The 12,245-nt window shown below is 65.5% G+C and carries 11 protein-coding genes; 4 read left to right on the top strand and 7 right to left on the bottom strand.

Translation table 11 applies throughout. The annotated features are described in order from the left end of the window. Positions 1-144: 144 nt before the first annotated feature. On the bottom strand, positions 145-1,044 hold the full coding sequence (gene lpxO, locus PMI38_RS17975; protein WP_008096824.1) for a lipid A hydroxylase LpxO: 900 nt from the start codon (positions 1,042-1,044) through the stop codon (positions 145-147). A gap of 159 nt (positions 1,045-1,203) precedes the next feature. Between lpxO and thpR the strand changes: the two genes are divergently transcribed. Beyond that, complete coding sequence (gene thpR, locus PMI38_RS17970) at positions 1,204-1,749, top strand: RNA 2',3'-cyclic phosphodiesterase (RefSeq protein ID WP_008096823.1); 546 nt, start codon at positions 1,204-1,206, stop codon at positions 1,747-1,749. A 7-nt stretch (positions 1,750-1,756) separates the two neighbouring features. On the opposite strand, the gene PMI38_RS17965 is transcribed toward thpR, so the two are convergent. The 4 genes from PMI38_RS17965 to PMI38_RS17950 all read right to left on the bottom strand — a co-directional run bounded on the left by PMI38_RS17965 (position 1,757) and on the right by PMI38_RS17950 (position 6,415). Further along, positions 1,757-4,192 carry a TonB-dependent siderophore receptor gene (locus PMI38_RS17965; protein ID WP_008096822.1) on the bottom strand — a complete coding sequence of 812 codons (2,436 nt, stop codon included), beginning with the start codon at positions 4,190-4,192 and terminating at the stop codon, positions 1,757-1,759. 79 nt (positions 4,193-4,271) lie between these two features. Further along, complete coding sequence (locus tag PMI38_RS17960; protein WP_008096820.1) at positions 4,272-5,261, bottom strand: FecR family protein; 990 nt, start codon at positions 5,259-5,261, stop codon at positions 4,272-4,274. Further along, complete coding sequence (locus PMI38_RS17955; RefSeq protein WP_008096819.1) at positions 5,258-5,764, bottom strand: sigma-70 family RNA polymerase sigma factor; 507 nt, start codon at positions 5,762-5,764, stop codon at positions 5,258-5,260. Before PMI38_RS17955 ends, PMI38_RS17960 begins: the two co-directional genes overlap by 4 nt. A 39-nt stretch (positions 5,765-5,803) precedes the next feature. Then, complete coding sequence (locus PMI38_RS17950) at positions 5,804-6,415, bottom strand: NAD(P)H-dependent oxidoreductase (RefSeq protein ID WP_008096817.1); 612 nt, start codon at positions 6,413-6,415, stop codon at positions 5,804-5,806. A 93-nt stretch (positions 6,416-6,508) separates the two neighbouring features. Here PMI38_RS17950 and PMI38_RS17945 point away from each other — a divergent pair, with 93 nt between their 5' ends. Further along, positions 6,509-7,105 (top strand): TetR/AcrR family transcriptional regulator, encoded by a 597-nt coding sequence (locus PMI38_RS17945; RefSeq protein ID WP_008096815.1) that lies wholly within the window; start codon positions 6,509-6,511, stop codon positions 7,103-7,105. A 128-nt stretch (positions 7,106-7,233) separates the two neighbouring features. On the opposite strand, the gene PMI38_RS17940 is transcribed toward PMI38_RS17945, so the two are convergent. Continuing rightward, a complete protein-coding gene (locus PMI38_RS17940; RefSeq protein WP_008096812.1) occupies positions 7,234-8,139 on the bottom strand; it encodes an AraC family transcriptional regulator in 906 nt (301 codons plus the stop codon). A 180-nt stretch (positions 8,140-8,319) separates the two neighbouring features. On the opposite strand from PMI38_RS17940, the gene calA reads away from it, so the two are divergent. Beyond that, positions 8,320-9,372 carry a vanillin reductase gene (gene calA, locus PMI38_RS17935; RefSeq protein WP_008096809.1) on the top strand — a complete coding sequence of 351 codons (1,053 nt, stop codon included), beginning with the start codon at positions 8,320-8,322 and terminating at the stop codon, positions 9,370-9,372. A gap of 124 nt (positions 9,373-9,496) precedes the next feature. Here calA and PMI38_RS17930 read toward each other — a convergent pair whose 3' ends face one another. After that, positions 9,497-10,813: a hypothetical protein gene (locus PMI38_RS17930; RefSeq protein ID WP_008096807.1), complete on the bottom strand. Its 1,317-nt coding sequence runs from the start codon at positions 10,811-10,813 to the stop codon at positions 9,497-9,499. A gap of 204 nt (positions 10,814-11,017) precedes the next feature. Between PMI38_RS17930 and PMI38_RS17925 the strand changes: the two genes are divergently transcribed. Continuing rightward, positions 11,018-12,217: a sugar transporter gene (locus PMI38_RS17925; protein WP_008096805.1), complete on the top strand. Its 1,200-nt coding sequence runs from the start codon at positions 11,018-11,020 to the stop codon at positions 12,215-12,217. Positions 12,218-12,245 lie beyond the last annotated feature (28 nt).

Genomic DNA, 12,245 nt, shown 5'->3' with positions numbered 1-12,245 from the left:
GAAGAATCGCGTCGTACCCACCAGGCAGGCAACCATGGCCTATCAGACATAGGTACGTTTCAACAAATGTAGGAGCGAGCTTGCTCGCGATGCGCCGCGCGGGCGGCGCTCGATCTGAAGAACACCAAAAAACACCCGGCATGCTCAGATATAGACGAACACCAGCACCAGCGCCGCTACGAACAGCCATTTTTCCAGGTAGTAACGCTTGCGGTTGCGCTTCTTCAGCGCCTTGCCGCGCTCACGAATCTTGTAGATGCGGGTGAACAGACGGTTGATGCCGCCGGTCTTGTCATTGGCATCGTTCGGCGCTGCCGCCGCGGCCATGACATTGCGGCTGAACCAGCGGTTGAACGCCGTGGCCCAGCGGTACTTGAGCGGGCGCTCGACGTCGCAGAACAGAATGATGCGGTTGTGCTCGGTGGTGTTGGCCGCGTAGTGGATGTAGGTTTCGTCGAACACCACCGCCTCGCCGTCGCGCCAGGAATACTTCTCGCCATCCACGTCGATGTAGCAACCATCGTCGTTCGGTGTGTCCAGGCCCAGGTGGTAGCGGTAGGAGCCGGCATAAGGGTCGCGGTGGCGCACCAGCTTGGCGCCCGGCGGCAGGGTGGCGAACATGGCGGCCTTGACCGAACCGATGCCCTGCAGCAGCTCGGTGGTGCGCGGGCACAGGTTCATCGCCGACGGGTGGCTTTCGCCGTACCATTTCAGGTAAAAGCGCTTCCAGCCGGTCTTGAAGAACGAGTTGAAACCCACGTCGTCGTAGTTATCGGACTTCTTGATCTCGCCGACATGCAGCAAACGCTGGGCTTCTTCGCGAATTTCCTGCCAGTGGTCCTTGAGTGGCTGCAGTTCGGGGAAGGCTTCCACCGGCAGGTAGGGTTTGGCCGGATGCTTGGAAAACAGGTAAAGGAAGCTGTTGACCGGGGCCAGGAAGCTGGAGTGGTCACCCAGCTGACGGCTCAGCTTGTGACGTACCCGACCGCGCAGGTGAACATAGGCGATCGAGAGGGCGAATATCAGTACGAGTGCAATTTTCATGGACGATTACTTGTCGAAAAAAAGGCCATGCGCCATGGCATAAGTTCGCCAGCATAAACAATCATGGGGGCAGTTTGTACCTATTGTTGGGTGATTGCTGGGCGACTTAGGTGTAATGCCCTGCAGATTGCGCAAACGTTTTAGGTGTGAGGAGCTCCCATGGTTCTGGATGTACGCCCCAGTGGCGCCCCCTTCAAGCGGCTGTTTTTCGCCCTGTCGGTCAGCGATGCGCAGCGGCGTTCGCTCGCGCAGTGGCGGCGTGGCTTGAACCTGCGCAGCGGCAAACCGGTGCCGAGCGAGAACTTCCACCTGACCTTGCTGTTTCTGGGGGATGTGGACGCCGCACAGGTGCCGGCGATTTGCGCCGCGGTGGACAACCTCGCCCGCCCGGGCGCGCCGCTGCGCCTGCTGCTCGATCAGTTGAAGGTCTGGCCCCGCGCCAATGTGCTGGTGCTGGAGCCGCAGGAAACCCCGCCAGCGTTGCGCCACCTGGTCTATGGGCTGCAGCAGGCGCTGCTGCCCCTTGGCGTTGCCGAGCAGGCCCGTGAGTATCGGCCGCACCTGACCCTGTCACGGGAGTTTCGCGGCCAGGCGCCGGAAGCAACGGTGGCGCCTGACTTCTTCGTGACTGCCCGGCACTTCACGCTCTACGAATCGCGTAAAGGCCAGTACTGGCCCCTGGCGCAGTGGCAATTGACGGCATGAGACGGGGTCAGAACTGGGGCGTGTACTTGACCGTGAACATGAAGTTGCGCGGCTCGCCGTAGTTGTTGCTGCCGTTCAGCTGGTTGAAGCCGGCCACCCAGTACTTCTTGTCGAACAGGTTGTTGCCGTTGACCGCCAGGCTCACTTCCGGGGTCAGCTGGTAGGCCAGGCGCGCGCTCCACACGGTGTAGCCGGGCACGGTGTAGGTGCGCTCGTAGCCCAGGGTATGGCTCTGGGTGGTGAAGCCAAGGCCCGTGCTCCAGCGCTGGTCGGCCAGCGGCAGGGTGTAGTCGGCCCAGGTACGCAGCATGTGCTTGGGCGTCCACTGGCTGAACACCCGGCCTTCTTCCTCCGGGTCGTCGAGGAACTTGGTGGTGTTGTAGGTGTAGCCGGCAAACAGCTGCAGGCCGCTGATCACCTCGCCGCTGATTTCGGCCTCGACGCCCTGGCTGCGCACCTTGCCTGATGCCGTGGAGCAGTACCAGTCGTCACAGGCGAAGCCAGAGGCCACGTCGGTGACGGCGCGGTTTTCCTGGTCGTAGCGGAACACGGCCAACGAGGCGTTGACCCGGCCGTCGAGCAATTCGCCCTTCAGGCCCGTCTCGTAGTTGCTGCCGATCACCGGCTTGAGCGGCGCGTCGTTGACGGCGCGTTCGGTCTGCGGCGCGAACACGTCGGTGTAGCTGGCGTACCAGGCCCATTCGCGGGTCAGGTCGTAGATGAAACCGGCGTAGGGCGTGACTTCGCCGGTCTCGGTCATGCGGCTGGTGGGGTGGCGGTTGCCGGGGTCGGTACGGCTGTTGAAGTCGATCGAGTCCCAGCTGTAGTCGAACCAGCTGACGCGCGAGCCGACGATCAGTGTCAGGTCGTCGGTGGGCTTGACCCGCCACACGCCATACAGGCCTTTCTGGCGAATGTCATAGCTGGCCCTGTTGGCGCGCGCGAGCTCGCCGTCGAACATGCTGTCACGGCTGGGCTCGGGGCGGTTGTGGTCAATGTCGAAGATGTTGTCGTCGGAGGCGTCGAAGTTGCGCCAGTAGGCGTCGTCCGAGGTCAGCTTGGAGTAGTTGCCGCCGACGGTGATCTCATGGGCCAGGGGGCCTGTGTCGAAGTGGCCGATCACGTTCATGTCCAGGCCGAGCTTGGTGTTGTGGAAGTCGGTGATCCAGTCGGCGTAGGTGATGCCGGTGCCGTCCGGCTCCACGCCCTGGCCAGTGGACTGCACGCGCTGGTGCGTGGAGGTGTTGGTTTCGTCCATGCGCACGGCGGCGGCCTTGAATGCCCAGTCGTCGTTGAAACGGTGCGCGAGGTCGAGGTAGTAGGTGGTCACGTCGGTTTCGGCGTGGCTCCAGCGGGCGCCGGTGAAGGTCGAGCGGGGCAGGTCGATGGGCTTGCCGTCGGCGTAGCGGGGGAGGCCACGCAGCATCGGCCGCGACTCCTGGCGGTTGTAGCTGATGCCGGCGCCCACCGTGGTGGCGTCGTTCAGGTCGATGTCCAGCGCACCGTACAGGGAGTGGGACTTGCTCCACTGGTAATCGATGAAACTGTCGCTCTGGTCTTCGTCGGCGACGATCCGGCCGCGCACGCGACCGTCGGCGGTGAGCGGACCGCCGGCGTCCAGTTGCAGGCCATAGTGGTCCCAGCTGCCGGCCTTGCCGGTGACGGTCACGGTCGGCGTGGCCTGGCCGCGCTTGCGCACCAGGTTGATCGCACCGCCCGGGCTGCCGGTGCCTTGCAGCAGGCCGGACGCGCCGCGCAGCACTTCCACGCGGTCGAAGAACACCAGGTCCTGGGTCGCCCAGTTGCCCAGCGAGTAGTTGTTGCGCGGGATCGGCACGCCGTCGTACTGCCAGTCGTCGATCTGGAAACCGCGCGAGGTCACCACCACGCCGGGGCCGATGCCTTGGGCACCGACGATCCCGGTGGTGTGATTGAGAGCGTCCTGCAGGTCGGTGATGCCCTGGTCATCCAGCTGCTTGCGGGTAATCACCGTGATCGACTGGGGGATTTCCTTGAGGCTGTGCGTGCCTTTGCCCAGGGTAACGGCACGGGCCGCATACGAGCCGCTGCCTTCGCTGGTGGCGTCCAGGTAATCGTCGGTGATGCTGGTGCTCCCCAGCTCCAGTGCACCCTCGCTCTGGCTGGCCGGGGCCACGCTGAAATGCCCGCTGCTGGTCACCCGCAATTGCAGGCCGCTGCCGGCCAGGGCCGCCTGCATCGCCTGCTCGGCGCTCATCTGGCCGACCACGGCCGGGGCCTGCTTGCCCCGCACCAGCGCCGGTTCCAGGGCGATGATGGTACCGCTCTGGTTGGCAATGCGGTTGAGGGTGGCCGCCAGGCTCGCCGCGGGCAGGTTGAACGACAGGGTCTGCGCCTGGGCGAGGGCGTTGAAACTGGTCAGGGCGGCGACCAGGGGCAGGGCGCGGGGCCAGAGGTTGTGCACGGAATTCTCCCGGTTGTATTGGCTTGTCAGGAGATAGGTGCAACGAGAAATGAAAACCGGACACGTTTGAGAATGATTTTCATGATTTGTTCTGGCGTGCCTGCGCCGGGCCGATCAAGGTCAGCCACGGGCCGTAGTGTTCGATGCTGATCGGCAGGCTCTCGGCCAGGGCTTGCAGCGCTTGCTGTGGCTGGTCGAGCGGGAACACACCCTGTACCCGCAGGTTGCCGATCGCAGGGGCCACCCGCACATAACCACGCAGATAGGGGCGCAAGGCGTCGATCACCCCCAGCAGCGGTTCGTCGAGCACCTCCAGGCGGCCATTCAGCCAGGCCGCGCGCGGCTGTTGATCGTCTGCAAGGGGTTCGATGGCGTTGCTGCGCAGCAACGCCGCCTGGCCCTGCTGCAGGTCGAGCCAGCGGCCGTCGGGCAGGCTGGTGCGTACGCTGTGCTCCAGCACCACGACGCGCGTGGCCGTGTCCTCCTGGCTGACCAGAAAGCGGGTGCCCAGGGCCTGGACCTGCCCCTGGGCGGTGCGCACGCGCAAGGGACGGTGGGGGTCGGTTGCGACCTGGATCAGCAGTTCGCCACGGCGCAGTACCAGCAGGCGCTGCCCAGCGTCGAAGTGCAGGTCGACGGCACTGGCGCTGTTGAGGCTCAGGCGGCTGCCGTCAGCGAGTGTAAAACTGCGGCGCTCGCCACTGCCCGTGTGCAGGTCGGCCAGCCAGTTCTGGGTGGTCTCACTGCGCCAGCCGCCCCACAGGGCGCCACCGAACAGGCCGACACTGGCCAGGGCCGCGAGCACCTCGCGACGCGAATGGGTGGGTTGCAGCAACACCTGGCGCGCCTCGGCGGCATGGCCTGGGGCGCGTTGTTCCAAGGCGCGCAGGGTGGCGACCGGCCGGCCGAGGCGGCGCTGCAGGCGCTCCCAGGCCTGCTGGTGGGCGGGGTCCTGCTGCAGCCAGTGCGTCAGGCGTTGCAGCAGGGCGTCGTCGGGCGTGCGGGCGTTGAGCGCCACCATCCAGTCGATGGCCTGTTCGCTGATCGCGTCGAGCCGACGGCGGCTCACGGCTGCACCTCGCACAGGTAGCACTGGCGCAGGGCCTGCTTCATGTAGCGGCTGACGGTGCGTTCGCTGATCTGCAGCCTGGCGGCGATATCGACGTAGCTCATGCCATCGAGCTGGCTGTACAGGAAGGTCGCCTTGACGATGGCGGGCAGGCCGTCCAGCACCTGGTCGATGGTCACCAGCGCCTCGATCAGCAGCAGTTGCTCTTCGGCGGAAGGCGCCACCGGCTCTGGCAGCAGCGCCAGGCGCTCCAGGTAGGCCTGTTCCAGCTGGCGGCGGCGGTGACGATCGAAGATCAGCCGCCGCGCGATGGTCGAGAGGTAGGCGCGCGGTTGCTGGATGCTGTCGGGGTCGACACGGGCGCCGAGCATCTGGCAGAAGGCTTCGGCGGCGGTGTCCTCGGCATCGGCGCGGTTGCGCAGGCGCTTGTGGATGTGTTGGAGCAGCCAGCGGTGATGGTCGCTGAAGAAAAAGCCCAGCTTGCGGGTCGATGTGCTGTCCAACGCCTGACGTCCAATTGTGAGTGTGAATCGTTCTCAATATTAGCCGGGTCGCTGGACACCTCGCAATGGGGCGGCGCTGAACAGTTGCTCGCCCAGTTGTCGGGCGCTGGGCAGCAGCAGGGCGGCGGCCGGGCCCTCGCTGTCTTCCAGCAGGGTCGAACCGAGCACTTCGGCGCCGCAGTAGTCGAAGATGCCATGCTCGATCTGCACGCGCATGGCTTCGCCATAGCCGTGGCGCTGGAAGGTACCGGCATCGGCACCTGCGACGCCCACCAGATGCACCTTCAGGCCGCGCAGTTTCTTGACGGTCGTGCCGCCCTCGTACTCGAACGCCCAGCCATTGCTGAACACCCGCTCGACCCAACCTTTGAGCAGGGCCGGCAGCGACCACCAGTAGATCGGGTAGACCAGCACCAGCGCATCGGCGCTGTCGATGCGCGCCTGCTCGCGCAGCACATCGGCCGGTGGTGCGGCCAGGCGGCGGTGCACGGCATGGTCGGCGGGGCTGAAGCGCGGGTCGAAGCCTTCACTGGCAAGGTCAGCGATCTCACTGGCGTGGCCAGCGCTGGCCAGGCCTTCGGCGATTTGCCCGGCGAGGGCGTGGGTGAGGGAATGCGGGTCGTGGTGGCCGACGACGATCAAGGCGTTCATGGCGTTTCTCCAGCGCTGAGGGTGCGATTGGGCCTTGAGGGCTATATACTCAAGGTAAGTTACGATTAGTAAGTTACTTTTGGTAGGTAAGCGATGTCAAGCGACGATCAGGGTCAGCCGCGCAAGCGCCTGTCCCGAGAACAACGACGCCGCCAGCTGCTCGACGTGGGCTGGCAGCTGGTGCGTGAAGAGGGCACCGAGGCCTTGAGCCTGGGGCGCCTGGCGGAGCAGGCGGGGGTGACCAAGCCGGTGGTGTATGACCACTTCGAGACACGCAGCGGGCTGCTGGCGGCGCTTTATCAGGATTACGACGCGCGTCAGTCGCACATGCTGGAGCGGGCGCTGGCGCGTTGTGACGCGACCTTGGCCAGCCGTGCCGGCGTGATTGCCGAGGCTTATGTGGACTGTGTGATGAGCGAGGGGCGGGAGATGCCTGGGGTGTCGGCTGCGCTGGCCGGGTCGCCGGAGCTGGAGGCGATCAAGCGGGGCTATGAGCAGCCGTTTCTCGACAAGTGCCGGGCGGCGTTGGGCGGGTTTGCGCCGAGCGGCGCGATCAGTGCGGCGGGGATGCGTTTGTTGGTGGGGGCGGCGGATGCGTTGTCGCAGGCGGCTGCGGCGGGGGAGTTGGAGGCGGGGCAGGCCAAGGAGGAGCTGCGGGCGGCCATTGTTGCCATGGTCGAGCGGCAGTGATTGGGGCCGCTTTGCGGCCCATTCGCGGGACAAGCCCGCTCCCACAGGTACGCCATTGTTCTTAAGGGCAGCGGGGTTCTGTGGGAGCGGGCTTGTCCCGCGAATGGGCTGCAAAGCAGCCCCTGCAATCAAACAGGCAAACTCTGATACGCCAACTCATCCCCCGGACTGCGTTCGAACTGGCGCTTGTACTCGCGGCTGAACTGCGAGGTGCTCTGGTACCCCACCCGATGTGCCGCCTGCGCCACCCCCAGCCCCTCGCCAATCAGCATCTGCTGCGCCTTGAGCAGCCGCAGGCGTTTGAGGTACTGCATCGGCGCCAGGTCGGTGCAGCGTTTGAAGTGCTCATGAAACGTCGACACGCTCATGTTGGCGCGCGCGGCCAGCGCCTCGACGCTCAGCGGCTCGCTGTAATGTTCGCGCAGGTGGGCGAGGGCGGCGGCGATGCGGGCGAAGTGCCCCTGCTGTTCGACCAGCGCCCGCAGCACTCCGGCCTGCGGGCCGCGCAGCGCGGTATACAGCACCTCGCGCACCCGCGCCGGGCCCAGCACCTTGGCATCCAGCGGGTCCTGCAGGCAACGCAGCAGCCGCTCGACACAGTCGCGCATCGGCGCATCCAGCGCCGCCGAGGTCATCGACTGGGGCGTTTGCGCCTGCACGGCCGGGTCGGGCGGCAGGTCCATGCTCTGCACCAGTTCGCTCAACACACTCCGGTCGATATCCACCGCCACACCCAGCAACGGCGCATCGGCGGTGGCGAAGGTCTCGCACATGAACGGCACCGACAGCGCCTGCACAAGGTAGTGGCCGGCGCCGTATTCCAGGGTGCGCGGGCCCAGGCGCGCCAGTTTGCTGCCCTGGGCCAGGATCATCAGGCTGGGTTCGTACAGCTGCGGACTGCTGGCCACATAGTGGTCCCAGCTCAGCACCTGGACCTGAGGCAGGTGCGTGGGCACGAAGCCCGGGCGCGTGGCCAGGCTGCGGATCAGTGTGCACAACGTGGCGTTGGCATCGACGTGGCGAGTCAGTTGCATGATGAACCAGGGCAGAGAATCAGACAGTCGCATCATCGCAGATTGAAGGCCAGGCGCCAGGTGCCTGGGTCAAGGTTCGGAGAATCAGGCATGCATGCCGGAGAATCTGCCGTGGGCACGGCAGCATCGGGCGCGCAGAATGCGCCGCCTGAATCGTTTCACTTCTTCAAGAGGTACTGCATGTACACCGCCATCGGTTACGCCGCCCAAACCCCGACCAGCCCCCTGGCGCCCATGACCTTCGAGCGCCGCAGCCCGCGCCCGGACGATGTCGCCATCGAGATCCTGTATTGCGGTGTATGCCACTCCGACCTCCATCAGGCCCGCAACGAATGGGGCATCGCCGTGTACCCGCTGATGCCCGGTCACGAGATCATCGGCCGGGTCACGGCGGTGGGTGCGCAGGTTACCGCGCACAAGGTCGGTGACCTGGTCGGCGTTGGCTGCATGGTCGACGCCTGCCGCCACTGCGAGGCCTGCGCCAAGGACCTGGAGCAGTACTGCCTGGAAGGGCCGACCATGACCTATGCCACCCCTGATCGGGTCGACGGCAGCAACACCCTGGGCGGCTACTCCAGCAGCATCGTGGTCAGCGAGCACTTCGTGGTGCGCATCCCGGCCGGCATGGACCTGCCCAGCGCGGCACCGATTCTCTGTGCGGGCATTACCACCTATTCGCCGCTCAAGCACCATGGTGTCGGCCCTGGCCACAAGATCGGCATCCTCGGCATGGGCGGCCTGGGCCACATGGGCATCAAGCTGGCCAAGGCGCTGGGCGCCGAAGTGACCCTGTTCACCCGCTCCCAGGCCAAGGCCGACGAGGCTCGCCGCCAGGGCGCCGACCATGTGATCGTGTCTACCGATGCCGAGCAGATGCGTGCCGCCGCCGGCCGATTCGACTTTCTGCTCGACACCATTCCGGTGCAGCACGACCTCAATCCTTACCTGGAAACGCTCAAGTTCGATGGCGTGCATATCCTCGTTGGCCTGATCGAGCCCGTCGACCCGGCGCTGCATGCGGCCAACCTGGTGCTCAAGCGCCGGGTGCTGGCCGGCTCGTTGATCGGCGGTATCGCCGAGACCCAGGAGGTGCTGGATTTCTGTGCCGCGCACGATATCCGTTGTGATATCGAGTTGCTGGATATCCGCAATATCAACCAGGCCTTCGAGCGTATGATTGCGGGGGATGTGAAGTACCGGTTCGTGATCGACATGGCGACGTTGCAGGGCTGATCTGTTTTTCTGCACCGGCCTCTTCGCGGGACAAGCCCGCTCCCACAGGTACAGCACCGCCCGTGAAAGCAGTGGAATTCCTGTGGGAGCGGGCTTGTCCCGCGAAGAGGCCGGTGCAGACTCCCTACCAGCACAGCGCCTTGTCCCACCCTTTCCAGAACAACCACCGCCGCACCTCGCCATGCTCCCCGGTCCCGATCTGCCACTCAGGCCGCCCGCTGCCCAAGGCTATCACCGAGATGAACCCGGCATGGCTCGCCGCAACCAGCGTGCGCCCGTCCGCGCTGATGTCCATGGCGCTGATGGTCGACCCCAGGTAATGCTGCCAATGCTCCACGCCATCCTCGCCAAAGGCCCGCAGGTAGCCATAGGCATCGCCGATGATGTATTCGCCGTTGCCCGCCACCCCGGCGTACACCCGCGCGCCTTCCTGCAGCAGGGGTGTGCGCGGGTCGTCGCTGTAGTACTCGGTGTCCAGCCCAGGCAGGTCCGCCACGCGCACGCCAAGCGTGCCACCGTTGTAGAAATGGCAGGCATTGACGATCAACTGGTCGCCCGCGCGATTGAACAGGGCGAAGTGGGGGTACTCGCTGCCTGGGCCAATCTGGGCGACCGGTTGCAACTGCTCGTCCAGCACCAGATGACGGCTGCCCTGCTCACCGAGCACGATCAGCCGGCCGTCTGGCGATACCGCGCCATGCTCCATGGACAGGCCCAGGGCGATATCGTCCGGGTCGGTGCCTTCGGCCAGTTCCTCCAGGATCTGCGCCTCGCGCGGCAACAGCCGCGTGGCACCCTCGGCGGCCAGCACGAAAACGCCCTCGGCGCTGACCAGCAGTACCCGTTGGCCATCGGCGAAGGGCACCAGCGTGGTCGGTGTCGGCGGCAGGTCAAAAGGGTCGAACGGGTAACCGGCCGGCAGGCCCTCCAGCCCGCTGGGCCAGGGCAGGCGAGCGACCAGCGGGCCGCCCCAGCCATCGGTGACCCTGACCCCTTCGGCGTTGGCCAGGGCGAAATAGCGGCGTTGCGGGCAGCGGCCGAAATGGTCGATGCCGATCACCGGGGTTACCTGCTGATCGCCGATGCGCACCACCTGGCCCTTTTCGTAGGGCATCCCTATGCGTGCCAGCAGGCTGCCGTCATCCAGCAGCAGGACCGCGCAGATGCCTTGTCCGTGCGCATCGAGCAGCGGCACCAGCGGCAGGTGGGCGGGCGGCCAGGCCGTGCGGAAGGCCTGGCGTTGTTGTTCGTCGACGCCCGCGCGGTTGATGGCCTGCAGCGACGCCTGCCAGGCATCGAGCAGGTGATCGGTGGCCGGTACCTGGGGTTCTTCGAGATCGTCCCAACCTTGTGCGCGGCCTTGCGCAACGTAGTGGTTGATGGCCTGGGCATAGGCGGTGACTGCCTGCTGCCACTGTTGCTGGGGGTGTTGCTTGTCCATGGGCGGATCGCACTCCTTGTTCCGCTTGCCGTTCACACAGAGCGCGCATGGTACCCGCAATCTGCCCCTGGTTGTGAGGCCCGGTATTGGCGCGTACCATGCCCGCATTCCTTCCAATAACTAAACCGTGCTTCAGCGCGGCCGATACTTGGCCCCCCTGATGCGCGTCCTTTCGCCTTGCCTGCGGAGAAAAGAATTCCACACATGAACGGACCCCTACCCAAGGATTTGCCAGCGACCGAAGGTGGCGGCAGCTGGCTGAGCGTGATCGCGCTGGCCCTGGCCGCCTTCATCTTCAATACCACCGAGTTCGTGCCGGTGGCACTGCTCAGCGACATCGGCGGCAGTTTCGACATGAGCACCGCGCAGGTCGGCCTGATGCTGACCATCTATGCCTGGGTGGTGGCGCTGGCCTCGTTGCCGATGATGCTGCTCACGCGCAACGTCGAGCGGCGGCGCTTGCTGTTGTTCGTGTTCCTGGTGTTCATCCTCAGCCACCTGTTGTCGTGGCTGGCGCAGAGCTTCGCCATGTTGCTGGTGAGCCGTATCGGCATCGCCCTGGCGCATGCTGTGTTCTGGGCTATCACTGCTTCGCTGGCGGTGCGCGTGGCACCGCCGGGGCAGCAGGCCAAGGCACTGGGCCTGCTGGCGACGGGCACGACCCTGGCGATGGTGCTGGGGATTCCGCTGGGCCGGGTGGTGGGCGAGGCGCTGGGCTGGCGGGTGACGTTCCTGAGCATTGCCGGCGTGGCCCTGGCTACCATGCTCTGCCTGATCAAATCGCTGCCGCTGCTGCCGAGCCAGAATTCCGGTTCGCTGCGCAGCCTGCCGATCCTGTTCAAGCGCCCGGCCCTGGTGATTACCTACCTGCTGGTGACCTTGGTGATCACTGCGCAATTCACCGCCTACAGCTACATCGAGCCGTTCGCTTTGCACGTGGCGCAGATCGGTGGCGAGCGCACCACGCTGGTGCTGTTGCTGTTCGGGGGCGCCGGGGTGTTCGGCTCGCTGTTGTTCAGCCGCTACAGCGAGCGCTTTCCCCATGGCTTTCTGGTGGGCTCGATCGGGCTGCTGGCGGCTTGCCTGCTGCTGATGTTGCCGCTGTCCGGCAACTTCTATGCGTTCGCCGTGCTGAGCATGTTCTGGGGGATCGCGATCCTGAGCTTCAGCCTGTCGTTGCAGTCCAAGACCCTGAAGCTTGCGTCGGATGCCACGGATGTGGCCATGGCGTTGTTCTCCGGGATCTACAACATCGGTATTGGTGGCGGGGCGTTGCTGGGGAGTATCGTCAGCAGCCAGATGGATGTGGCCCATATTGGCCTGGTCGGGGGGAGTGTGGCGGTAGTCGGGTTGCTGATTGCGGTGGCCAGTACCCGGCGTTTTCGTGTGGCGCTTGGCCACTGATCGACCTTGACGGCCCTATCGCCGGCAA

Origin of the sequence: Pseudomonas sp. GM84, assembly GCF_000282535.1 — a bacterium.
Lineage (GTDB): Bacteria > Pseudomonadota > Gammaproteobacteria > Pseudomonadales > Pseudomonadaceae > Aquipseudomonas.
This window is presented reverse-complemented; position numbering and strand designations above follow the sequence as displayed.

Excerpts from the sequence above, each read along its gene's own strand:
- lpxO (WP_008096824.1), bottom strand. The coding sequence starts at position 1,044 with ATGAAAATTGCACTCGTACTGATATTCGCCCTCTCGATCGCCTATGTT.
- thpR (WP_008096823.1), top strand. The coding sequence starts at position 1,204 with ATGGTTCTGGATGTACGCCCCAGTGGCGCCCCCTTCAAGCGGCTGTTT.
- PMI38_RS17950 (WP_008096817.1), bottom strand. The coding sequence starts at position 6,415 with ATGAACGCCTTGATCGTCGTCGGCCACCACGACCCGCATTCCCTCACC.
- PMI38_RS17945 (WP_008096815.1), top strand. The coding sequence starts at position 6,509 with ATGTCAAGCGACGATCAGGGTCAGCCGCGCAAGCGCCTGTCCCGAGAA.
- PMI38_RS17940 (WP_008096812.1), bottom strand. The coding sequence starts at position 8,139 with ATGCAACTGACTCGCCACGTCGATGCCAACGCCACGTTGTGCACACTG.
- calA (WP_008096809.1), top strand. The coding sequence starts at position 8,320 with ATGTACACCGCCATCGGTTACGCCGCCCAAACCCCGACCAGCCCCCTG.
- PMI38_RS17930 (WP_008096807.1), bottom strand. The coding sequence starts at position 10,813 with ATGGACAAGCAACACCCCCAGCAACAGTGGCAGCAGGCAGTCACCGCC.
- PMI38_RS17925 (WP_008096805.1), top strand. The coding sequence starts at position 11,018 with ATGAACGGACCCCTACCCAAGGATTTGCCAGCGACCGAAGGTGGCGGC.